Consider the following 22,006-nt stretch of genomic DNA (forward strand, 5'->3'; position numbering starts at 1 on the left):
GCAATGGCTTTGCCGGGGCATCCAGTACGTCGCGGCTTCTCCGTATCCACGCTCCGTCTCTGGAATACTGGATCACCCGCTTTCGCGGGTGATGACACCGAGTGCCGTGGCTAGGAGGGCGGCCGCAAACTACTTCTTCTCAATCGGCGGCGCGACCTTCTCGGCTGGAGCGGGCGGCAGCGTGGGCTTGGTCGCCGCGCCCTGCGTCTGAGGATCGGGCCGTGCGGGCTCGGGGGCCGGCGTGGTCGGGCGATCACCGCCGGGCTTGGACTCCGCGGGCGTCTTACCCTGATCGTCGGACGGGGTGCCCTGGAGCGGTGGCGTTGCCTGCGCCATCTGCAGCCGGCTCTCGGCGCGAATCTGCGCCAGCGACAGGCCCGACACCACAACGCCCGCTGCGAACAACGAGCAGGCGATCATCAGGTCGAGCTTCAGTCTGCGCTTGTCATTGCCTGTCATGTCGATCACCGCATTTGTCCGTGGGATCAACGAAATGGCCGCGCGCGGGTTCCGAGCCGGGCAAGGCGGGAACCGCACGCCTGCGCGCTAAAACGCCCGCTCAATCCGTGGTGCTAACTTCCCAGGTGGCGTGGCGCACGCCCGGAAGGTGCTGGAGGTCCGTCGCCACTGCGTTCAGCTCGTTCGGATCGACCGCGGTCGCAACCAGCTTTGCGACGATCTCCAGGATGTCGTCGCCGATCTCGGCCACATCGATATCAGCGACCGAATATTTCGCGGCTTCCAACCTCTCGACGAGGCGGTCGCGCATGTCAGGCAGAGCGTCGGCCGCCACCGCCAGCTTGAAGTAGTAGGTCGCCTCCAGTGCCCGCTCATTCAGCGGAATGCGGTTGATGGCATTGACCAGCGGGCGCAGCAGCGTGTTGCCGGCGATGACGAACACGGTCAGCACCGCGGCTTGCGCGACCATGTCGGCGCCGGCACAGGAGCCGACCGCGGCCGAGGCCCACAGCGTCGCGGCCGTATTGAGCCCGCGCACGTCCATGCCCTGCTTCATGATGACACCGGCGCCGAGGAAGCCGATGCCGGATACGACGTAGGAGATCACCCGCACCGCGCCGTCGGCGCCATCCAGATGCATGGCGAGATCGACGAAGGCGGCGGCGCCGACCGCGACTAGCACGTTGGTGCGCAGGCCCGCCGTGCGCTGGCGGTACTGTCGCTCGGCGCCGATCAGCGTCCCCAGCACAAAGGCCGTAAACAGGCTGATCAGCGTGTCCGCAAAGTCGGCAATCTGGAATGTCGTCAGAAACCGCATGTATTCGCGCCGCCATTGAGGATGCGGTAGGGTGGGCAAAGGCGCGCTCTTCGCGCGACGTGCCCACCACCTTTGTTTCGCGGAGAGATGGTGGGCACGGCGCAAGGGCGCCTTTGCCCACCCTACGGCCGTAACGATGACGAATTAAAGCTCCAGCAGGCCGCCGTCCCCATTTTCATCCGCAAACGCCAGCAGCGTGCCCTTGGCGTTCCAGGCGAGTCCAGCGACCGGTGGGGTGCCGTTGCGGCGGACCAGGATCTCCGCGCCGTCCTCCAGCCGCACCAGCAGCACGGTGCCGTCGCTGTAGCCGGCGGCGAGGATGTCGTTCTTGGGGTGGCAGGCCACCACCGCCACGCGCGCTTGCAACGGCGCGAGCATCGCGGGCTCCTTGCCCATCGGACCGTCCTTGCCGGCGAACGGCCACAGGATCACGGTGTCGGCGCCCGAGGTCGCCAGCGCCTTGCCGCCCGCGCTCCAGGACATCGAGCGGACGCGGCCGGGATAGCCGGTCATGCGCATGTGCCTGTTGTCGGCGAGCCGCCAGCCGTGCAGCGCCGCCTCGTGCATCGCAGTGACCAGGAACTTGTTGTCCGGGCTGAAGGTGACGCCGAGATGCGAGCCGGCCCAGGGCAGGAATTCGGCCGTAGCAGCCATGTTGGGAAACCACAGCGTCGCGCCGTTGTAATGCGCGATCGCGAGCCGCAGACCTTTCGGCGCGAACGCAAGCCCGCCGACGGTCGAGGGCACCTCGATCGACTTCTCCTCGTTCTTGCCGCTCTTGACGGTCGCCGTCTTGCCGGCCGACCAGGCGAAGGCGCCATCTGGATGCAGCGCCACCGCGTCGATCCAGCGCCGCTTCGGATCAGTGGCGAGCAGTGTCACCTCGCCCTTGGCGTCGAGCGACACGACCTTGCCGTCGTCGCCGCCCATGACGAGGCGCTTGCCGTCGGAGGCGGTCGAGAGGATGCCGCCGCTATGCACGGCGACCTTGCTGATCTCGCCCTTGGCATCGACCAGCGCGACATTCTCCTCGCCGCCGACGAAGGCGGCCCGATCGGCGAGGAAATGCGCTGACGTCACGGCCATGCCGAGCGCGACCGGCTTGACGCGGTCGGTGACGGAAACGATCGAGGCGGAGTCGGGAGCCGGCGTAAACTCTTTCATCACGAGACGATGCAGCTCTCGAAGCCTTTACGGATGGCTTCTTCCGGCAGTTCGCGGCCGATGAAGATGAGGCGGCTCTCGCGCGACTCGCCCTCCTTCCACTTCCGCTGGTGGTTGCCCTCCAGCATCATGTGGACGCCCTGGAAGACGTAGCGGTCGTCATCGTCGTGAAAGGCGAGGATGCCCTTGGAGCGCAGGATCTTGCCGCCCTCGATCTGCACCAGGTTCTGGAGCCAGGGCATGAACACGTTGGGATCGAGCGGCTTGTCGGTCTTCAGCGCTAGCGATTGCATGTCCTCGTCGTGATAGTGCTTCAGGCCATGGCCGTGATCATGGTGATGGTGATGGTCGTGGCCATGGTGATCATGGTCGTGGTCATGATCATCGGCCTCCAGGAAATCGGGCTCGATGTCGAGGATGCGGTCGAGGTCGAACGCGCCGCGATCGAGCACGTCGGCCAGCGCCACCGAGCAGCGCTCGGTGCGATGCAGCTTCGCATAGGGGTTGATGCCGCGGATGCGGGCCTCGACCTCGGCGAGCTCGCCTTTGTTGACCAGATCGGTCTTGTTCAGCACGATCACGTCGGCAAAGGCGATCTGGTTCTTGGCCTCGGGCGCGTCCTTGAGCCGGTCGGACAACCATTTGGCATCGGCAACCGTGACCACCGCATCGAGGCGGGCGTTCTTCTGCACGTCCTCGTCGACGAAGAAGGTCTGGGCGACCGGCGCCGGATCGGCAAGGCCGGTGGTCTCGACGATGATGGCGTCGAACTTGCCCTTGCGCTTCATCAAGCCGTCCATGATGCGCACGAGGTCGCCGCGCACGGTGCAGCAGATGCAGCCGTTGTTCATCTCGAACACTTCCTCATCGGCGCCGATGATGAGGTCGTTGTCGATGCCGATCTCGCCGAATTCGTTGACGATGACGGCGTATTTCTTGCCGTGGTTTTCCGACAGGATGCGGTTCAAAAGCGTGGTCTTGCCGGCGCCGAGATAGCCGGTCAGTACGGTCACGGGAATTTTTGGGGCAGTCGCTTCAGACATAACAACTCCGGACTTTAAGGCTTTTCGCGCGACGCGAGGCGGGGTGGCCCCTGCCCTAGTGGTCAAGCGCGCTGGTCAGGGCCTTTATATTGTGCCTGACCATGTCAATGTAAGTGGGTGCAGGCCCCTTTTCGCCGGTCAAACCGTCGGAAATCAAGGTCCCGCCGACCTTTGCCCCGGTCTCGGCCGCGATCCGCCGGATCAGCCGGTTGTCGCTGATATTTTCCAGGAACACGGCCGGGATTTTTTGGACCTTGATCTGGCCGATGATCGCGGCGATGTCGCGCGCGCTGGGTTCGGTCTCCGTGGAGACACCCAAGGGGGCGATGAACTGGATACCATATTCGGCGGAAAAATAGCCGAAGGCTTCGTGGGTGGAGATCACCTTGCGCCGCTCCACGGGGATTTTGGCTACGGCCTCGCGGACCTCACGGTCGAGGGTTTCGAGCTTTTCCAAATAGGCTTTGGCCTGGGCGCGGAAGACATCTGCGTCATCCGGGGCGGCCGCGGCGAGCGCATCAGCGATGTCGGTGACATAGACCTTGGCGTTGGGGATGGACTGCCAGGCGTGGGGATCGGCGGCCGAACCTAATTTCAGAGGCGTGATACCGGCGCTCGCAGTCACGACCGTCGCCTTGCTGCCCGAGGACTGCACGAGCCGCGGCAGCCACCCTTCCAGGCCGAGCCCGTTGACGATGACGAGATTTGCATCCGCGATCCGCTTCGCATCGCTCGGTGCGGGCGTGTAGATATGGACATCGCTGTCGGCGCCGACCAGCGTGGTCAGATTGATCCGCTCACCCCCGACATTGTGGACGAAATCGGCGAGGATCGAGAAGCTCGCGACCACGTTGAGCCGCTCGGCGGCGTGCAGCGGCGAGGCGATCAGCAACAGCGCACAAAGCAGGATGAGCCGCATCGTCACGCTTCCAGATGCCGGCCGGGAAACAATTGCCGGACGATACCGCCGACGCGGCCGAACAGGACAGAGACCACGTAGAGCACCGTCGCTACGAGAATGATCGCGGGGCCCGACGGCACGCGGGTCTGGAACGAGAGCACGAGGCCGGCATAGCCCGAGGCGGCGGCAGCGACGACCGCGATGCAGATCATGGCCGTGAGATCGCGCGACCAGAACCGCGCAATGCCGGCCGGCAGGATCATGAGGCCGACCGCAAGCAGCGTGCCGAGTGCCTGAAAGCCGTTGACGAGGTTGATCACGACGAGCGCGAGGAAGGCGAGATGCGCAGGTCCCCGGCGCGGCTGACGGTGCGCAGGAACAAGGGATCGACGCTCTCGATCACCAGCGGGCGGAAGATCACGGCGAGCACGAGCAGCGTCACCGTGGCGTTGAAGGCCACCACCAGCAGCGTCTGGTCGTCCATCGCGAGGATGTTGCCGAACAGCACATGCAGCAGGTCGATATTGGTACCCTTGATCGAAACGATGGTGACGCCGAGCGCGAGCGAGGCCAAATAGAAGGTGGCCAGCGAAGCGTCCTCCTTCAGCCCGGTCGAGCGTGCGACCACACCGGCAAGGATCGCGACCGCAAAGCCGGCGATCAGGCCGCCGGCGGTCATCGCGAATAGGTTGAGCCCGGAGAGCAGGAAGCCGACGGCGGCGCCCGGCAGGATCGCATGCGCCATTGCATCGCCGACGAGGCTCATCCGCCGCAGCATCAGGAACACGCCGATCGGCGCGCCTGCCAGCGACAGCGCGATCACGGCGGCGAGTGCCCGCCGCATGAACTCGAATTCGGTGAACGGACCGATCAGCGCGTCATAGGCCATTTGCGATCACGCCGCCTGCGAACGCCCGTCGTCGGCCGCGCAGGCCGCCGCGCTGTCGTCGAAGGCCTCGCACATCCGCATCGCGACCATCAAATTTTCCGGCGTCAGCACCTCGGCCGTCGGCCCCCAGGCCACGGGGCCGCGCGCCAGCACCAGCGTCTCGCTGAAATGGGTGCGCACCATCTCCATGTCATGCAGCGCGGCCAGCACGGTACGGCCCTCGGCATGCCACTCCTTCACCAGCGCGAGCAGATCGGCCGTGGTCTTGCTGTCGATGGCGTTGAAGGGCTCGTCGAGCACGATCAGGCTCGCGTCCTGGAGCAGCACCCGCGCGAACAGCACGCGCTGCATCTGGCCGCCGGAGAGCGTGCCGATCGGGCGGTTCTCGAACCCGTTAAGGCCAACGGCGGCGATTGCGCGCAGGATTTTTTGCCGCGCAGCCTTGCCGATGCCGCCGAACAGGCCGGTCCCGCGCCACAGCCCGGTGCCGACGAAATCGAACACCGAGATCGGAAAGCTGCGGTCGATCTCCGCGCTTTGCGGCAGGTAGGCGATGTCCCTGCTGTCGCGGCCGCCGAGATGGATGCTGCCGTCGAGCGGCTTGAGGATGCCGACGATGCCGCGCAGCAGCGTCGACTTGCCGGCGCCGTTCGGGCCGATCACGGCGACCAGCGCACCGGGTGCGACCTCGCCATTGAGATGGTGCACGGCCGGATGCCGGTCATAGCCGAGCGTGACGTTGTGGAAGGCGTAGTTGTGCCATGGTCACCTCATCGCCAGGAAGACCATGCCCCAGAGCGCGGCGCAGACGGTGAGCGCGGCCGCGAGGCGCCCCGCCATGGTCATGCGCAGGATCGACCACGGCGCCGCCTGGGCCGGATGCGGCGAAGCCGCATCATGGACATGGGCATGGGTGTGATCGTGCCCGTGCGAATGGGCGTGGTCGTGGGAATGGTCGTGATGATGGGCGTGGGAGGCGGCGGGAACCATGCCAAGACGTTATATTATAACATTGCGCCTGTCCACGCCGGGCTCAGGGCCGGCCGATCAGCATGGCGATGGCGGCCGCTACGAACGGGAACGGCACCGACACCGCGCAACGGAACCAGACGAACCGGGCCGGCATGAATGGGATCTCCCACAGGATCACCCGCTGGAAGGCGAACAGGGCCCAGGCGACGACATAGGCAACCACCTGGGGCACCCCGCCGCCGGACTTCAGCGCCACCGTGCCGATGGAGAAGCCGATCACAGGTCCGCCCGGCGTGGCGGCACCAGCGACCACGGCAGACGCGACCCCAAGCCAGCCGCTGTCCGGCCCGAGCCAGCCGGTGATCACCTCCTGCGGGATGATGGCGGCGATGTAGCCGGAGCCGATCACCCCCAGTGCAATCCGCGGCACGATGTTGATGAAGTCCATCGAGCCTTCGCGCAGCGAAGCCTTGAACACGGCAGGGCCGCGGCGGAAGGCGATCAGGCCGACGCCAAACACTGAGCCCCACAACAGGATGTCGATCAGGAGTGCCGCGCTCACGTCTCGTCATCCTTCGAGATCTGTTTCGGATAGAGCCGGACATAGACGAAGCGGCCGAGCGCGCCGGCGAGCACCGGCAGCGGCAGCGAGATCACGATCCGCCACAGCGTGAAATCGGTGCCCATAATCGGGATTTCCCAGGCCACCGCCCGGCCGTAGCCGATCAGGGTCCAGCTGACGACCATGGCGATGGTGGCGCCGAAATCGGCACCGACCGCGAGCAGCGCGCTCGCCACCGGATAGGCGGTGAAGGGACCGCCGGGCAGGATCGCGCCGAAGGCGGTGCCGATCAGAAGCCCCATCAGGCCGGATTTCGGCCCGAGCGAGCGCGAGACTTTTCGTGCGGCAGGATCTCGGAGATGAACGCACCAAGCAGGCAACCGGCGAGCACGCGCGGCAGGATGCCGCCGAACAGCGAGAGGTCGTGGGTGAGAATGTCGAGAACACCATCGGTGCCGTCACGCCGCCAGACCAGACCCGCGCTCACCGCTACCAGAGCCGCGATAATGATGGTCGACCAGCCGATCGGCTTGCGCGCACGCCCCGGCCGCGGCTCGGAGTCCGCGTCCTCGGCAGACGCCGGGTCTTTTGGGGAAGGTTCTGACAACGGGCTCGGGTCGGATCGAGGGGATGCCCGTCCTGCTTAAGGGGGCTGCCCATGCGATGCAAACGGAACGATCACAGGCCGATACGCGCACCGCGCAGGGCAATTCCGCACAGCAAAAAGGCGGCCGCGCACGCGACCGCCCTCTCTGTCATTCCGGGCGGCGCGTCAGCGCCGAACCCGGAATCCATCGGGCCTCAGCCCGAGTGGACAAATGGATTCTCAGATGCGCAATTGCGCATCATAGCTCGCGCTTGGCGCGCCCCGGAATGACTCCAAATGCCTACGCCTTCTCGAACAGAGACTCGACGTATTCCCAGTTCACGAGGTTCTCGACGAATGCCTTGAGATAGTCCGGACGGCGGTTGCGATAGTCGATGTAGTAGGAGTGCTCCCAGACGTCGCAGCCGAGGATCGGGGTGGCGCCGTGCACCAGCGGATTCTCGCCGTTCGGGGTCTTGGAGATCTCGAGCTTGCCGTTCTTGACCTGGAGCCAGCACCAGCCGGAGCCGAACTGGCCGACGCCGGCCGCCTGGAAGTCGGTCTTGAATTTATCGAAGCCGCCGAGGTCCTCGTTGATCTTCTTCTCGAGCTTGCCGGGCAGCTTGGTGCCGCCGCCATTGGGCTTCATCCAGCTCCAGAAGTGGATGTGGTTGTAATGCTGGCCGGCATTGTTGAACACCGCGGGGTTCTTGCCGAACGAGCCCTTGACGATCTCTTCAAGGGATTTGCCTTCCCATTCGGTCCCCTTGAGCGCGTTGTTGCCGTTGGTGACGTAGGCCTGATGATGCTTGTCGTGATGATATTCCAGCGTCTCCTTCGACATATACTGGCCGAGGGCGTCATAGGCGTAAGGGAGTGGGGGCAGCGTAAAGGTCATGGCTTCTTGTCCGCAACTGGTGGGGAACGAGTTCTAACGGTCACCCCTTATAGAAGGTTCCTGCGTCGTTAAATACCGCCAATTTGCGAAAATGCGTGATGCCAACGCTTGGCACGATTGCATAAAATCGTCGCAGCACGCGGACATTCGCGCGGCCTTGGTGGCGTGATGCAAAATATCATTGCCTTTGAGGTGCTTATCGAAGAACGAATGCACCACGGACCGACGTTGCGAAAGACAGAGCCATGAGCATCGAGATCGACATTCTGAACGGCGACGCCTCGTGGCCGATCGCGGAGCCGCTGCACCAGGCGGTCTGGGGCCCGCACATGGTCGCGGACAAGCCCTGGGCTCACGTCAAATGGGATAACGCTCATCTTCGCGTGCTGCTCGATGCGCCCGAGGACGGCCTCGTCTGCCATGTCGGTGTCTACTTCCGCACCGTCACCTGGAACGGGCAGAAGGTCCATGTCGGCGGCATCGGAGGCGTCTGTACCCGCGAGGACCGGCGCGGTCGCGGCTATGCAACCATGGCGATCGACGCGGCGGTGCACACCATGCGCGCCAACGATGCGGTGCGCTTCGCGCTGTTGTTCTGCGAGCCGCACAATTTCGCGTTCTACGAGGCGCGCCGATGGCAGCCCTTCAAGGGCGAGGTCTATTGCCAGCAGCCGGAGGGACGAATCCGCTTCGACTACATGGCACCCTACGTCTTCGACATCGTCCGCGCGCCGACGCTGGGCACCATCGACCTATGCGGCCTGCCCTGGTGAGCCCTGCGTGAGCGGAGGGCTGCGCCGGCCGCTTCACGCCTTATAATATGTCGATCATCATTTAATATTCCGCCCGGTGAACATGACGATCGACGCCCCTGCAGACGCCGTCCCGCCGCTTGCGCCGGTCGCCTCCCCCATCGCCAGCCTGCTGACGGCGCCGATCCTGCCGACATTGCTGCGGCTCGCGATCCCAAACATGATCGCGATGGTCGGCAGCACGCTGGTTGCGATCGCCGAGACTTCCTATATCGGCCGGCTCGGCACCATCCCGCTCGCCGCGATCGCGCTGGTCTTTCCGTTCGCGATGCTGACGCAGATGATGAGCGCGGGCGCGATGGGCGGCGGCGTCTCCTCCGCGATCAGCCGCGCGCTCGGGGCGGGGAATCGCGACCGCGCCGCGACGCTGGCGCTGCATGCCGCCATCATCGGCCTCTGCGGCGGCCTGTTCTTCACGGTCATGATGCTCGTCTTCGGCCGCTCGTTTTTCGCGCTGCTCGGCGGCCGCGAGCGCGTGCTGGAGGAGGCCAGCGGCTATTCGCAGGTGCTGTTCTCCGGCGCGGTCGCGATCTGGCTCGTCAACACGCTGGCTTCGGTGATCCGCGGCACCGGCGACATGCGGCTGCCTTCGATGACGTCGATCGGGGCGAGCCTGCTCCAGGTCGCACTCGGCGGCACGCTGGGACTTGGCCTGTTCGGAGTGCCGCAGTTCGGGATGCCGGGCGTCGCGAGCGGCCAGCTGATCGCGTTCAGCTGCGCCGCGGTCTTCTTGCTCTGGTATCTCTTGTCTGGCCGCAGCAGGCTGCCGCTCGACTTCAGCGCCCTCCATTTCGAGCGTGCGATGTTCCTGGACATTCTCAAAGTGGGCGCGGTGGCCTGCCTGTCGCCACTCCAGAGCGTGCTCACCATTCTGATCTTCACAAAAATCCTCGCGAGCTTCGGCACCGAGATGCTGGCCGGCTACGGCATCGGCTCGCGGCTGGAATTCTTGCTGATCCCGATCACCTTCGCCTTCGGTATCGCATCGGTGCCGATGGTCGGCATGGCGATCGGCGCGGGACATCTGAAGCGCGCGCGGCGCGTGGCCTGGACCGCGGCCGCCGCCTCCGGACTCACGGTCGGCCTGATCGGCCTTGGGATCGCGCTCGATCCGTCGCTGTGGGTCGCGCTGTTCACGCGGGATCCCGGCGTCACCGCCGCCGCCCACAGCTATTTCCACTGGGCAGGTCCGGCCTTCGTGTTCTTCGGCATGGGCGTGTCGTTGTACTTCTCCTCACAAGGCGCGGCGCGCGTCGGCGGGCCAGTGCTTGCCTCCACAGTGCGGCTCCTGATCGTCGCGATCGGCGGCGTCGGCCTCATGACGATGCAGGCGCCGGCCTGGACGTTGTTCGCTCTGGTAGGCGGCGCCATGGTCATGTTCGGGCTCTCGACCGCCGTCTCGGTCGCCTTCGTGCAGTGGGGCAAATGAGCGCAGGCGAATAAGCGCAGACAGTAAGCGCAGGAATGTGATTCCATCCAGCGTTGCACTATTTTGCCGGACTGCTATGGAGGCGCCGTCATTTTCGGGGGCTCTCTCCATGTTCAGCAGATTCGCGATTCCCTTCGTCGTCCTGGCTGCGCTGCTCGGCGCAACGAGCGCCCAGGCGCAGAGCGCCGACGGGACCTGGCTCACCCAGGCGGGTGATGCGCGCGTGAAGATCAGCAAATGCGGCGGCGGCATCTGCGGCCACATCGTCTGGCTGCGCGAACCCACGGATACCGCGACCGGCCAGCCCGCGACCGACAACAAGAATCCCGATCCCGCGCTCGCCAGGCGTCCGATGATCGGCCTGCCATTGTTCAGCGGCATGCAGCCGTCAGCTCCGAACAAATGGTCGGGCCAGATCTACAATGCCGACGACGGCAGCACCTATGCGAGCAGTATCAGCGTGACGGGCGCGGATTCGCTGCGCGTCGAAGGCTGCGTCGGCGCCCTCTGCGGCGGCGAGACCTGGACGCGCGCGGGACGCTGAGCGCCCTCGTGTCCCGGACGCGATGCAGCGTGAAGCGCTGCTTCGCAGAGCCGGGACCATGCCATTCGCAATTTTCTCCAAGATTCTGGGCCCCGGCTCGGCAGCGCATCACTGCGTGCTCCGCTGCGTCCGGGGCACGAGAGACGTGTTACCCCATCATTGCCTTCAATGCCGTCGCAGCCGAGGCATAACCGCCCCGCGCGCCGTCAATGAAATGGACGTGGTCACTGCGCAGCGCCGAGGGCGTGAAGCAGGTCATCATCGCCGCGTCCTGCTGATAGAGGCCGTAGCGCACGATGCCCTCGCGCGCGGCTGCAGCGAGGCGATCGCTCAGCGCGCGCTCGAGCTCGCCCGTACAGTCGAGAATCATGCGCAAGCCGTCGTCATATTTCCTGAAGTCCGAGTTCTCGACCACCTGACGCTTGTAGACGTTTGGCACGAAGCCGCCGACCTTGATGTCGAAGCGCATGATCAGATAGGCGAACAACGTGTAGGCCAAGACGGCGGCCCGGCGGGCAAGCAGCGGGCCGCCGCGCCTGGTGCGGGCTTCATAGTCCAGCCCCTGCGGCGGCCATTTCAGCGGCGGTCCCTGCGCCGGCACCGGGCGGCCGCCATCCGGACTGCGCTCGACGAGATGGATGATATCCTCGATCACCTTGCGGAAAGCCAGCGGGTCAGCGCTACGCGCCGGCATCACCAGCACCGACAAGATCAATCCGCGTGACGCCGGCATCACCTCGAAGCGGCAGGACAGGCCGGAGAGATCGGGCTGCGTGCCGTCGGGCGCCTCGGTCACCGCGAACTCGCCGCGCTTCATCGCGGCGTCGGCCCAGGCGAGGCCGCCGCCGGAGAACATCGCATAGGACAGGTTCGCCGACGGACCGAAGCGTGCGACGCGTACGTCGAGGCCATGCGCTCGGATGGCACTGACCGGCACCAGGGCGACACGCATCTTCAGATCGAGATCCTCCCGCACCCAGGTCGCGGTTGCCGCCAGCGCGTTGCGGGAAGCTCGAGATCGTGAGGCGCAACCGCAAAGCTGGCGCCGTCACCGCCGAACACGAAGGGGAATTCGCGCCCCTCCAACGCGTTCGTCACCGCCGCGATCACGGCGGCACCGGCCATGTTCACCGCCTTGTAGCGCTGCGCCGCGATGGCCTTGGTCGAATTCGACGATGTCGGCAACGCCGATGCTCCAGTCGTCCGGCAGCGGCGCATACAGCACCGGATCCATCAGGCTGGTGAAGCCCCGGAAGACCGGAATGCCGCTATAGAAGGATTTGCCTGATGTCATCGGGTGATGCCGGATGGTTGGGATGGCGCGTTGCGAAAAGTAGATGCGTGGCAGGATCGATCCGGGTTCGCCGGCCGGTCTCCGCGAGGTCCCAATCATTGGCCGAAATGGAGCCGGACAACAAGCTCGCACCGCGATGCAATGCCGCAGTTTGTCATTGATCGGCATCAATCAGCACACCGCAAAAGGCGTTTACTCTTGATTTATCGAAAATGAATGCCCGGGATCATCGAAGTGTCCGACTTCGGCAACAAGGATTTCGACCTCACCCGTACGCCGGCGCACGGGTCTCGACGCAATCAGCGCGGTGAAGATGCCGGAACGGCTGACCGCCGCCGTCGATGCCTGGGCTGAAGCCCATCAGCTGACCCGCTCGGATGCAATCTGCAAACTCGTCGAATTGGGGCTGAAGATCTCGCCTGCCGAACCGATCTCGGCGCACGAGATCACATCGGATGCCACGCAGATCGAGGACATCGCCGTGCACGAGATCGACGCGCTGCTCGATCCCGCATTGCCGGCAGACGAACGCGAGCGCCGCATCCGCCGCCTCACCGAGGGACCGCCGGAGTTCTCACATGAACGAATTGACTTGCCGAAGCATCAGAGGTGAGTGGCTAGTGCAGCTTCTCGTCCTGACGCTTGCGCACCGCTGATGCGGGGACATCGTGACAGCCGACCAGCCGCACGAATTGCTGCGGATACATTTCGTGGCCGTGGTCACCGGAGTTCTGATGCGACATCGGCTGGCAATGGACATCGTCCGGCCTCGAGCAAGACTGCTCTGCTGACGCCCGGCCCAGATTCGAAGCGGTCATGGACTGCTCCCTGTCGATTAGGGCAGATCGATTGACGTAACCCAACCGATTGCGGGGCATCTTACGACCAAATCCGGTGAATTCAAATTGAGCCGGATCAACCCTATTGCGGCGGCAGAGTTCCGCTACGCCGTATTCCCCGCGTCGATCGTGAAGATGGTGCCGGTGACGTTGCGGCCGCCCTCGCCGAGCAGATATTCCACCATGCGCGCGACGTCCTCTGTCTCCGGCAGGCGGCGCAGCGCGCTGCGGCCGGCGATGCGCTTGCGTCCCTCGTCGGAGAGATTGTGCGTCAGCTCGGTGTCGATGAATCCCGGCGCGATCGCATTCACGGTGATGCCGAGCTTGCCGACCTCGCGCGCCAGCGAGCGGGTGAAGCCGGTGGCGGCCGCCTTGGTGGCGCCGTAGACGGAGAGGCCATTATAGCCGGTGGTCGCGATGATGGATGAGATATTGATGATGCGGCCGGCGCCATCGGCCATCATCTGCCGCGCGACGTATTTGGTGAGAATGATCGGCGACAGCACGTTGAGCTGCACCAGCGCCGCGATCTCGGAATTGTGCATGGTGGCGAGCAGGCCCTCGGTGCCGAGGCCGGCATTGTTGACGAGGCCGTAGATCGGGCCGAATTCGTCGCGGACAAGCTTTGCGAACGCCGGGATCGCATCGATCACGGCGAGATCGCAGGCGCGGAAATGCAGGCGTCCCTCAGACGCGGCGATCGCGGCCTTGAGCTCCTCGCTCTCGCGCCGTGCGGCCGCAATCACGTTGAAGCCGGCGCCGGCGAGGCGCCTTGCGATCGCAAGGCCAATGCCGCGGCTGCCGCCGGTGACGAGAACGTTATGCATCGGTGCGCGCCAGTTTGCCGGCCGGAGTGACGTCGAGCGCCTCGACGAAGCGGATCACCGCCGGCACCTTGTGCGAGGCGAGCTGGGCGCGGCACTGATCCAGGATCTGGTCACGGATCTCCTTCGTGCGCGCGGGATCGGTACCGTCGGCGAGGATCACGTCGGCGACGACGATGCCGCCAGTGATCGGGCTGCGGCGGGATTTGGCCCGCGACATCCGCACGTCGGGATGGCGGTTGATCACCGCCTCGATCTCCTCGGGGTGAACCTTCAGTCCGCCGATATTGATGATGCCGCCGCGGCGGCCGACGAAATAATAGCGATCGCCACGCAGCTCGACGATGTCGCCGCTATCGACAAAGCCGTCCGCATCGGTGAGCGCAGCAGCGTTGCGGCCAATGTAAGCGTGCGCGGTGCGCGTCGAGCGGATGCGCAGCGAGCCGTCGACCACCTTCATCTCGACACCATTGCGGTTACCGAGATAGTCGGCCGGAAAACCCTCAAGCCCGTCATTGACAGCGAAGCCTACGCCGGCCTCGGTCGAGGCATAGGCATGACCGACGGAGGCATTGGGGAATGCCGCTTTCAAGCCGTCCAGCACCGCCTGATCGGCGATCTCGCCGGAGAGACGTACATAACCCGGCGCGAACTGTGCCGCCGAGCCGCTCATCAGGAGCTTGCGCCAGTGCGAGGGCGTGCCGGAGATATGCGAGACGCCGCGCGCATTCAGCCGCGCGACGTGATCGGCCAACGCCTCATGCGGGTCCGACAGCACCATCGAGCCGCCGGAGAGGATGGCGCGGAGGAAGATTTGCAGCCCGCCATACCGGCGGATGTCGTAGAACGTGGCCCACACCGGCGCAGGTCCGCGCGCGGGGCCTTCGGCGACGATTGCGCCGGTGAGTGCTTCCAGCGTGTGCCCGGCGATCTTGGGCACGCCCGAGGTGCCCGAGGTCAGCATCAGCCATTCCGTGGCACGTTCGGTCTTCGCCGGCGCGGCCGCTTCGAGCGGTAAGTGCGCGGTGACAATAAGCGCGACGCCGGTGTTGGCCCAGCGACCCGGCTCGTCAGTCACGACGGCATCGATCCCGGCATCCGCAATCAACGCGTCGAGATGCGCCGGGTTGAGATCGGGCGGGCACAGCAGCATGCGACGCGCGATGCCGTCGAGCTCGATCATGGCAAGGCCCGACCGGAGCTGGTCGGACAGCCTGAGTAGGACACAGCGGCCAGACAATTCGCGCAGGCGGCCGCCGAGGACCGTCTGCGACAGGATGTCCGTCAGCGACACGCTCGTCTCTGCATCCGACAGCGTGCGGCCCTTCAGCTCCGCGCCGAGATGGTCGCGAAGCGCAAAGATCTCACGCGGGGACATTTCCGTAGGCCCGCACGAAATCGCCCACGGTGGCGGGGAACGCTGCGTCCTCGGAAATGGTGAAGGGATCGACGCCGGTCTCGTCCTCGAGGCGCGCGACCAGGATCGCGAAGGCGAGCGAGTCGAAGCCCGTCTCGTGCAGGGACAGATCGTCCGAGAGTGCGGGAAGCGTGACGTGCTGTTCCTTGGCGATCTGCTGGATCGCTTCAATGACCTTAGACCTTACCGACATGGCTGGCTCGCTTGTTGTTATCGATCGTTCGCGTTGCGGCGGCTCTTGCTGACCGCCTCCCCTGGCCGCCTGTTTACCCGACAGAAGTAAATGGCTTCTTGGACAATTCAGATAAAATTGGACCTATCTGCGCATTTTTCGCAGCGTTACAGCCTGATCGTGCCGTCCACGATTTGCACATAGGTCTCGGCATCAAGCGCGACATAGGCGCCGGATTTCGGATCAAGCATGAACAGCGGATCCGCTATCGCCTCTGGATCGAAGCCTTCGCGCGCGAGGTCGCCCTTCTTCTGCTTGAAGGTCTCGGTCGCATCGATCTCGCAAGAGATGCGAATGAAGACGGGACGGGCATAGGCCGGCAGCCGCTGTGCCAGATGCGCAGGCAGTGCGGCGATATCAAAGCCTTCATTGACGACGAGCGCGCTCATGCCGGCGCGGCCGTCGGTGCCGGGGATGCTGATGCCGTAAGTGGTGGCATCGATCACGCCAGTGAAATCGCGCACGGCATCGTTCACCTCCGACGTCGCGACGTTCTCGCCCTTCCAGCGGAAGGTGTCGCCGATGCGGTCGACGAAATGGAAGAAGCCCTTGTCGTCGAGCCGCATCAGGTCGCCGGTGCGAAACCAGGCATCGTCCCTGGCAAAGACGTCGCGCAGGATCTTCTTCTCGGTCTCGCCCGCGTCGGTATAGCCCTCGAAACGGCCGCCGCCCTGGTCCGCGGTGCCGATGCGGCCGATCGCTTCCCCGGCCTCGCCACGGACGCAGGCGATGCAAAAGCCCTCTTCGTTGCGCAGCGGCGCGCCGGTATCGGGGTCGAGCTTGACGAGGCTCGCGGGAAAGCGATGCGCGAGCAGCGGTGGGATGCGGCCGATCGCGCCCGGCTGGCCCTCGACGTTGAACAGCGAGAAATTACCCTCGGTTGCAGCATAGAACTCGAGGATGCCCGGAATGGAAAAGCGCGCCTGAAAGTCTTCCCAGATGTCGCCACGCAGACCGTTGCCGCAGACGAGCCGCAGACGATGCCTGTTCTCATATTCCGACGGCGGCGCCTTGAGCAGATAGCGGCAGAGCTCGCCGATATACTGGAACAGCGTGCAGTCATGCCGGACGATGTCGGACCAGAAATGCGAGGCCGAAAACTTCTCCGCAATCACCACCGAGCCGCCGGCAGCCAGCATGCTGCACGGCGCGACGATGCCACCGACCGAGTGGAACAGCGGCAGGCAATCGTAGAGCCGGTCCTGCGGCGTCGCGCCGGTGAGGCCGGCGAACCAAAAGCCCCAATTGAGGATGCGGCGGTGACTGATGCTGGCGGCCTTCGGCAAGCCCGTGGTGCCCGAGGTATAGATCAGCAGCGCGCGGTCATCGATGGTGACGTTGCCATGTTCGTCCGGCGAGAGCGCTCCATCGTCGAGCGCGGCCAGCGCTACGTCGATCGCGCGTTCGCCGCGGGCATCGCCATGGGTCCAGACTTTTGCTCCGGTCTTCAAATAAGGCGCTGCGCTGTCCCACATCTCCGTCAGCTCATGCGCAACGATGACATGCGACGGCTTTGCGACGTCGGCGCAATGTGCGAGCGATTGCCCAATGAGCTTGGTGTTGATCAGCGCAGCCACGCCGCCGATACGGCTGATGCCGAGCCAGGCCGCGACATAGTCGATGCCATTCGGCATGATCAGAGCAACGGTGTCGCCCTTGGCAACGCCAGCCGACCGAGCCCATCGCGCATAGCGGTTGATCCTCTTCGACAGACCTTCGTAATCGAGAGTGGCATCGTCGGTCACGAGCGCTGCGCGATCGGGCTGGCGCTGCGCCCAATCGTCGACGACGTCGGCGAACAGACGTCCCGGCAGCGTCTCGATCCGCGCGGTGAGCTCGATCGCCTTCAGCCAGATTTTCGAAGCCGAAGGGGCGCGCGCGGCTTTCGGTTGCTCGATGACACCGGTGGTCATGCCGTTCATTCTTTCGGGACGTGTCTGCTGATCCGGCAGCTTAGACGTGCGAGCCTGCCCAGGTGTTAAGAGACAGGCCAAAACCTGGTTAGTGCGGGATTAACGCTAGCGATTCCTTTACCAAACCGACGAGTTCAGCGGCATGCTGGCGGCGGAGATCGATCGCCGGCGCAAGGTGGTGGCGTTGTCGGGGATCAGGAAGGGGTAGCGGCAAGCCTCAGGCGAGACCGCGCGGCAATCCGCCCGGTGCTAACCATTTCGCCTATAACGCGGGCGCGATGCCGGGACGTTGACGGCAAAGTACGGATTGAGATCGCAAGTTGCGGCGCGGCCCGACGCCGTGGCGCGGCACTGCGGTACCGAGACGAAGGAGCACTCGTACCAGTCCCCGCCGCCGCCGTTCGAGCCGGAATAGACGTGCATGCACACCGGATAGCGCGGGTCGAAGGTCTGCGCATGCGACGGCGCGGCCACCAGTAAGGCACCGAAAGTCACGATCAGTCCGAATGAGTGGCGCATGAAAACGGTCCTCGGAAGTCGCATCGCGGAAGCGCTAGTGCACCTTCTTGTAGCGCCGGCGCGGCGGCGGTGGTTCATCGAAAGCGTAATAGGGATTGACGTCGCAGCTGGCCGAGCGGCCTGACGCCGTGGCGCGGCATTGCGGCAGCGAGGTGAAGGAGCAATCGTAATAATCGCCGCCGCCACCGGCGAAGCCGCCGGGTGTGTAGACATGCATGCATACCGGGTAGCGCGGATCGTAGGTCTGGGCGCTCGCATCTGACGCCACGAACAGCGTGGCAATGGCGGTGAGGGTCAGGATCGGCAGGCGCATCGGGCATTCCTCGAATTGTGGCAACGGCACGCATTATTCCATTTCGATATGGCACAACAACGCGGAAGAAGCGATTGTTCCTGTTCATACCTCTCCCGCTTGTGACACGCGCCAAAACGGATGAGACACGGCACTGCAACCACGCAGAAGCGGAAAAGAGCTCCGTTTCGGGCCTGCACAGGACGCATATCTCACGACAGCATTTCTTCGACAAAGGTCGCAAGGATCCGGAGCAGGAATCCGTTCGCAGGCTGCAGCGATCGGACTAGTCTTTCGATTACAACGCTGGCCCCGGACCAACGACGATCCAGGGCAATCAACAAACATACGGGCTGAAGGAAACGCACATTCGCGCTCGGGCTCTCGAGCGCGGCTCCGCCATGCGCGGGGAAGATGCGCCGGCCGGTCTGCAGGCTCAGGGCATGCAAGAGAGCTTTTCGTCTCCCTTCATCCGCTATCCGATCGGCACCTCGCTGCTGATGGCGGGCATCCTGTTCGTAGGCCTCGTGGCCTATCCTCTGCCGCCGGTTGCACCGCTGCCCCAGGTCGACTTTCCGACCATCCAGGTTTCCGCGTCACTTCCGGGCGGCAGTCCCGAAACCATGGCCGCCTCGGTGGCACAGCCGCTCGAACGCCAGCTCGCGCAGATCCCCGGCATCACGCAGATGACCTCGACGAGTTCGCTGGGCTCGGCGTCGATCACCATCCAGTTCGATCTCAACCGCCTGATCGACGCCGCCGCCAATGACGTGCAGGCCGCGATCAACGCGGCGAGCGGACAATTGCCGAAGAATTTGCCTTCGCCGCCGACCTATCGCAAGGTCAACCCGGCGGACTCGCCGATCATGATCCTGTCGGCGACCTCCGACACGCTGCCGCTGACCACGGTCAGCGACCGCACCGACGCCCAGCTCGCCCAGCAGATCAGCCAGATCCCCGGCGTGGCGCAGGTGTTCGTCGGCGGGCAGCAAAAACCCTCGGTGCGCATCCAGATCGATCCGGCCAAGCTCGTCGCCAAGGGATTGTCGCTGGAGGACGTTCGCAGCCAGATCGCGACCGCCACCGCGGACAGCCCGAAGGGCAACATCGACGGCACGCGCCGCTCCTATACCATCTACGCCAACGACCAGCTGCTCGAGGCCTCGCACTGGAAGGACGTGATCGTCGCCTACCGCAACGGCGCGCCTTTACGGATCCGCGACATCGGCGAGGCCGTGTCCGGGCCGGAGGACATGAAGACCGCGGCCTGGGCCGACGGCAAGCGCGGCGTGTTCCTGGTCATCTTCAAGCAACCCGGCGCCAACGTGATCGAGACCGTCGACCGCATCAAGGAGAAACTACCGCGGCTGATCGCGGCGATCCCGCCCGCGATCAAGATCAAGATCATCAGCGACCGCACCATCACCATTCGCGCCGCGGTCGACGACGTACAGATCACGCTCATGATCACCATCGCGCTCGTGGTGATGGTGATCTTCATTTTCCTGCGCAGCTTCTGGGCCACGATCATCCCGAGCATCACGGTTCCGCTGGCTCTGCTCGGCGCCTGCTCGCTGATGTGGGTGTTCGGCTATTCGCTGGACAATCTCTCGCTGATGGCGCTGACCATTGCGGTCGGCTTCGTGGTCGACGATGCCATCGTGATGCTGGAGAACATCACACGCTATGTCGAGCGGGGCGAGAGCCCACTCGCCGCGGCGTACAAGGGCGCCGCCGAGATCGGCTTCACCATCGTTTCCATCAGCGTCTCGCTGGTCGCCGTGCTGATCCCGCTGCTGCTGATGGGTGGCATCATCGGCCGGCTGTTCCGCGAATTCGCGGTGACGCTATCGATGGCGATCTTCGTCTCGCTCGTGGTGTCGCTGACCCTGACGCCTATGATGGCCTCGCGCTTCCTGCGCGCCGACCGTGAGGCGCGGCGCGGCCGCTTCTACCAGTGGAGCGAGCGGATGTTCGAGCGCCTGCTCGGCGCCTACGAGCGCGGGCTGGACCTCGCGCTGCGGCACAGCTTCGTCACGCTTCTCATCTTCTTCGGCACCGTCGCGCTCTCGGCACTGCTGTTCATCGTGATCCCGAAGGGCTTCTTCCCGCAGCAGGATAACGGCTTCCTCACCGCGGTGTCCGAGATGCCCCAGGACATCTCCTTCGCCGAGATGAAGCGCCGGCAGGAGGAGCTCAACGCCATCGTGCAGGCCGACCCTGCCGTCGATTCCATTGCGATGTTCATTGGCGGCGGCGGCACGGCGCTGAATTCGGGGCGCATGTATGTCACGCTGAAGCCGATCGGTGAGCGCGATGCCAGCGCACAGCAAATTATCGCGAGGCTGCGGCCAAAACTCGCCGAAGTCGAGGGCGCACGCCTCTATATGCAGGCCTCGCAGGACGTGCGGCTCGGAGGGCGCGCCACCCGCACCCAGTTCGAGTTCACGCTCCAGGACGCCAATCTCGCCGAGCTGAACGAATGGGCGCCAAAGATCCTGGCCGGCATGAGAGGCCTGCCGCAACTGCGCGACGTCGCCACCGACCAGCAGACGGAGGGCACGACGCTGCAGCTTAGGATCAATCGCGACACCGCCGCACGCTACGGCATCCAGCCGCAATTGATCGACGACACGCTCTACGACGCCTTCGGCCAGCGCCAGGTCGCGCAGTATTTCACCCAGACCAACAGCTATCACGTCGTGCTCGAGATCACACCGGCGCTGCAGGGGCAGCTCGAGACGCTCGAGAAGCTCTACATCAAATCGCCGCTCACCGGCGAGCAGGTGCCGCTCTCCGTGATCTGCAACTGGACCAACGTGCCGGTGCGGCCGCTCGCGATCGCGCATCAGGGCCAGTTTCCGGCAGTCACGATCAGCTTCAACCTCGCCGAAGGCGTGGCCCTGGGACAGGCGACCGATGCCGTGCTGCGCGCGGTCAGCGCGATGGGCGCGCCGCCGACGCTATCGACGAGCTTCCAGGGCACCGCGCAGGCGTTCCAGCAATCGCTCGGCACCGTGCCGATGCTGATCCTCGCCGCGCTCGTCGTCGTGTATCTCGTGCTGGGCGTGCTCTACGAAAGCTACATCCACCCGCTGACCATCCTGTCCACGCTGCCGTCGGCCGGCGTCGGCGCGATCGCGATCCTGATGATCTTCGGCTTCGATTTCAGCCTCATCGCCCTGATCGGGGTCATTCTGCTGATCGGCATCGTCAAGAAGAACGGGATCATGATGGTGGACTTTGCCATCGTGGCCGAGCGCGAGCAGCATTTGACGCCTGAGCAGTCGATCCGTCAGGCCGCGCTGTTGCGCTTCCGCCCGATCATGATGACGACGATGGCGGCCCTGCTCGGCGGCGTGCCGCTGATGCTCGGCCACGGCACCGGCGCCGAGATCCGCCAGCCGCTCGGCTATGCCATGGTCGGCGGCCTTCTGGTGAGCCAAGCCCTGACGCTGTTCACGACCCCTATCGTCTATCTCTACCTCGACCGATTCTCCAACCTGCTTTCGCGCTGGATGGAGGGAAAGCCGGAGGCGGAGGCAGCTGGTGACAAGCAGAAGGATGCGGCCGAGTGAGCAATGCTGTGAGCAGCACGAG

Annotated in this window: 21 protein-coding genes and 3 pseudogenes; 5 read left to right on the plus strand and 19 right to left on the minus strand. The window is 64.8% G+C overall.

Translation table 11 applies throughout. The annotated features are described in order from the left end of the window. Positions 1-129: 129 nt before the first annotated feature. The 11 genes and pseudogenes from ACSKB8_RS18155 to ACSKB8_RS18205 form a co-directional block, all read right to left on the minus strand. Complete coding sequence (locus tag ACSKB8_RS18155; RefSeq protein ID WP_176945792.1) at positions 130-459, minus strand: hypothetical protein; 330 nt, start codon at positions 457-459, stop codon at positions 130-132. Positions 460-559: 100 nt separating this feature from the next. After that, complete coding sequence (locus ACSKB8_RS18160; RefSeq protein WP_091892133.1) at positions 560-1,276, minus strand: MgtC/SapB family protein; 717 nt, start codon at positions 1,274-1,276, stop codon at positions 560-562. Positions 1,277-1,420: 144 nt separating this feature from the next. Continuing rightward, positions 1,421-2,440 (minus strand): WD40 repeat domain-containing protein, encoded by a 1,020-nt coding sequence (locus ACSKB8_RS18165; RefSeq protein WP_438110580.1) that lies wholly within the window; start codon positions 2,438-2,440, stop codon positions 1,421-1,423. Next, positions 2,440-3,483 carry a CobW family GTP-binding protein gene (locus ACSKB8_RS18170; RefSeq protein ID WP_370986468.1) on the minus strand — a complete coding sequence of 348 codons (1,044 nt, stop codon included), beginning with the start codon at positions 3,481-3,483 and terminating at the stop codon, positions 2,440-2,442. The genes ACSKB8_RS18165 and ACSKB8_RS18170 overlap by 1 nt, the downstream gene beginning before the upstream one ends. Before the next feature lie 55 nt (positions 3,484-3,538). Further along, complete coding sequence (locus tag ACSKB8_RS18175; RefSeq protein WP_438105531.1) at positions 3,539-4,402, minus strand: metal ABC transporter solute-binding protein, Zn/Mn family; 864 nt, start codon at positions 4,400-4,402, stop codon at positions 3,539-3,541. A gap of 2 nt (positions 4,403-4,404) precedes the next feature. Then, positions 4,405-5,273: pseudogene (locus ACSKB8_RS18180) on the minus strand (metal ABC transporter permease). Between the two features lie 6 nt (positions 5,274-5,279). Then, on the minus strand, positions 5,280-5,981 hold the full coding sequence (locus tag ACSKB8_RS18185) for a metal ABC transporter ATP-binding protein (RefSeq protein WP_438105532.1): 702 nt from the start codon (positions 5,979-5,981) through the stop codon (positions 5,280-5,282). Positions 5,982-6,038: 57 nt separating this feature from the next. Continuing rightward, positions 6,039-6,263 (minus strand): hypothetical protein, encoded by a 225-nt coding sequence (locus ACSKB8_RS18190; RefSeq protein WP_370986471.1) that lies wholly within the window; start codon positions 6,261-6,263, stop codon positions 6,039-6,041. A 43-nt stretch (positions 6,264-6,306) separates the two neighbouring features. After that, positions 6,307-6,807: a hypothetical protein gene (locus ACSKB8_RS18195; RefSeq protein ID WP_130214576.1), complete on the minus strand. Its 501-nt coding sequence runs from the start codon at positions 6,805-6,807 to the stop codon at positions 6,307-6,309. Further along, positions 6,804-7,414 (minus strand): annotated as a pseudogene (locus tag ACSKB8_RS18200) (permease). Before ACSKB8_RS18200 ends, ACSKB8_RS18195 begins: the two are co-directional and overlap by 4 nt. Positions 7,415-7,694: 280 nt before the next feature. After that, on the minus strand, positions 7,695-8,291 hold the full coding sequence (locus ACSKB8_RS18205) for a superoxide dismutase (protein ID WP_061846478.1): 597 nt from the start codon (positions 8,289-8,291) through the stop codon (positions 7,695-7,697). Positions 8,292-8,536: 245 nt separating this feature from the next. Between ACSKB8_RS18205 and ACSKB8_RS18210 the strand changes: the two genes are divergently transcribed. From ACSKB8_RS18210 to ACSKB8_RS18220, 3 genes are all read left to right on the plus strand, one after another. Further along, entirely contained in the window at positions 8,537-9,064 is a 528-nt protein-coding gene (locus ACSKB8_RS18210; protein WP_438105533.1) for a GNAT family N-acetyltransferase, read from the plus strand. A gap of 82 nt (positions 9,065-9,146) precedes the next feature. Then, positions 9,147-10,532, plus strand: a complete 1,386-nt coding sequence (locus ACSKB8_RS18215; RefSeq protein WP_438105534.1) for an MATE family efflux transporter — start codon at positions 9,147-9,149, stop codon at positions 10,530-10,532. Between the two features lie 109 nt (positions 10,533-10,641). Beyond that, positions 10,642-11,076 (plus strand): DUF2147 domain-containing protein, encoded by a 435-nt coding sequence (locus tag ACSKB8_RS18220; RefSeq protein ID WP_438105535.1) that lies wholly within the window; start codon positions 10,642-10,644, stop codon positions 11,074-11,076. Positions 11,077-11,224: 148 nt separating this feature from the next. Here ACSKB8_RS18220 and ACSKB8_RS18225 read toward each other — a convergent pair. Further along, positions 11,225-12,370, minus strand: a pseudogene (locus ACSKB8_RS18225) (DUF3095 domain-containing protein). Positions 12,371-12,683: 313 nt separating this feature from the next. On the opposite strand from ACSKB8_RS18225, the gene ACSKB8_RS18230 reads away from it, so the two are divergent. Beyond that, complete coding sequence (locus ACSKB8_RS18230; RefSeq protein ID WP_438105536.1) at positions 12,684-12,983, plus strand: hypothetical protein; 300 nt, start codon at positions 12,684-12,686, stop codon at positions 12,981-12,983. A 4-nt stretch (positions 12,984-12,987) separates the two neighbouring features. Here ACSKB8_RS18230 and ACSKB8_RS18235 read toward each other — a convergent pair whose 3' ends face one another. From ACSKB8_RS18235 to ACSKB8_RS18265, 7 genes are all read right to left on the minus strand, one after another. Continuing rightward, complete coding sequence (locus ACSKB8_RS18235; RefSeq protein WP_091892161.1) at positions 12,988-13,188, minus strand: hypothetical protein; 201 nt, start codon at positions 13,186-13,188, stop codon at positions 12,988-12,990. A 125-nt stretch (positions 13,189-13,313) separates the two neighbouring features. Next, a complete protein-coding gene (locus ACSKB8_RS18240) occupies positions 13,314-14,036 on the minus strand; it encodes an SDR family NAD(P)-dependent oxidoreductase (RefSeq protein WP_438105537.1) in 723 nt (240 codons plus the stop codon). Next, entirely contained in the window at positions 14,029-15,411 is a 1,383-nt protein-coding gene (locus ACSKB8_RS18245) for a class I adenylate-forming enzyme family protein (RefSeq protein ID WP_438105538.1), read from the minus strand. The genes ACSKB8_RS18240 and ACSKB8_RS18245 overlap by 8 nt, the downstream gene beginning before the upstream one ends. Continuing rightward, positions 15,398-15,643 (minus strand): acyl carrier protein, encoded by a 246-nt coding sequence (locus tag ACSKB8_RS18250; protein WP_438105539.1) that lies wholly within the window; start codon positions 15,641-15,643, stop codon positions 15,398-15,400. The genes ACSKB8_RS18245 and ACSKB8_RS18250 overlap by 14 nt, the downstream gene beginning before the upstream one ends. Before the next feature lie 146 nt (positions 15,644-15,789). Then, complete coding sequence (locus ACSKB8_RS18255; RefSeq protein WP_438105540.1) at positions 15,790-17,604, minus strand: long-chain-acyl-CoA synthetase; 1,815 nt, start codon at positions 17,602-17,604, stop codon at positions 15,790-15,792. 240 nt (positions 17,605-17,844) lie between these two features. Beyond that, entirely contained in the window at positions 17,845-18,114 is a 270-nt protein-coding gene (locus ACSKB8_RS18260; protein ID WP_438105541.1) for a DUF3551 domain-containing protein, read from the minus strand. A gap of 34 nt (positions 18,115-18,148) precedes the next feature. Beyond that, positions 18,149-18,427: a DUF3551 domain-containing protein gene (locus ACSKB8_RS18265; RefSeq protein ID WP_438105542.1), complete on the minus strand. Its 279-nt coding sequence runs from the start codon at positions 18,425-18,427 to the stop codon at positions 18,149-18,151. A gap of 422 nt (positions 18,428-18,849) precedes the next feature. On the opposite strand from ACSKB8_RS18265, the gene ACSKB8_RS18270 reads away from it, so the two are divergent. After that, entirely contained in the window at positions 18,850-21,984 is a 3,135-nt protein-coding gene (locus ACSKB8_RS18270; RefSeq protein ID WP_438105543.1) for an efflux RND transporter permease subunit, read from the plus strand. Positions 21,985-22,006 lie beyond the last annotated feature (22 nt).

Source organism: Bradyrhizobium sp. BR 1432, assembly GCF_051547705.1.
Classification (GTDB): domain Bacteria; phylum Pseudomonadota; class Alphaproteobacteria; order Rhizobiales; family Xanthobacteraceae; genus Bradyrhizobium; species Bradyrhizobium zhanjiangense.